This window comes from Oleiphilus sp. HI0117 (assembly GCF_001635235.1).
Map to the genome: position 1 here is coordinate 1 of NZ_LWGA01000198.1, position 997 is coordinate 997.

General features: G+C 45.6%; 1 protein-coding gene. It reads right to left on the reverse strand.

Going from position 1 to position 997, the window contains the following annotated elements; translation table 11 throughout:
• A partial coding sequence (locus A3757_RS26170; protein ID WP_369819520.1) for a cytosine permease occupies window positions 1–997 on the reverse strand: 997 nt, incomplete at both ends.

The window sequence follows — 997 nt, forward strand, 5'->3', positions numbered from 1 at the left end:
GGGAATAAGCTCTGGGGACTGTCGCGCTAAGTAATACTTTCCTTTGGTAATATAAGCGATCAGTGGCACAAAGATGAAACAGGCTAACAAAGAAATAAAGTGGCTAAGATTCTTACTTGTCTCGCCNAACACCCCAAGATATGCAGCTAAACCAAGAATACAGGCAGCCACCATTGAAACAGTACCAACCGGGTTAACATCATAGAGGTGACCTCGCTTAAACTCGATATAAGAGGGGCTGAGCCCAAGTGGTTTGTTAATCAATAAGTCTGCAGTAAGCGAGCCTAGCCAACTCACTGCGACAATAGCGAAAACCCCCAAAATTGCTTCGAGTGCCTCATGCACACCTAACTCCATCAGAATCAAAGCAATTGTCACATTGAAGACCAACCAAACAACCCGCCCAGGGTGGCTGTGAGTTGCCCGCGAGAAGAAGTTAGACCAAGCTATCGACCCGGCATAAGCGTTCGTTACGTTGATCTTCATCTGGCAGATAATCACCATAACCGCAGCTAAAATAAGCGACATTGACGGTGAGTTAGTCAGGTAATTAAATACACGTTCGTACATATAAGTCGGGTCGCTGGCGACCACATAAGTAGCCCCTTCTGTAATCGCAATATAAGCGATAAAGGAGCCAAAGAGCATTTTCAGCAAACCGATAAAGATCCAGCCTGGCCCTGATAAGACCAACCAAAACCACCACTTTTTCTTATTCTGTTCAGTCTTAGGAGGAAGAAAGCGTAGATAGTCTACCTGCTCACCAATCTGAGCAACCAAGGCAAAAAATACTGAAGCAGCGGCGCCGAACAATAGCCAATTGAATTCACCTGCATTACTAAGGCCCTTTGGCTGATAGTCTGTCCAAGCAGGCAAAGTATCATATTCGACAATGATCACGGTAGCGATTGCCGCGATTTGTAATAGTAACCACAGAGTTTGCGTCCCGACTTGAAAACGCGAAATAGTGGTAATCCCCCGGATCACAATAGGGATA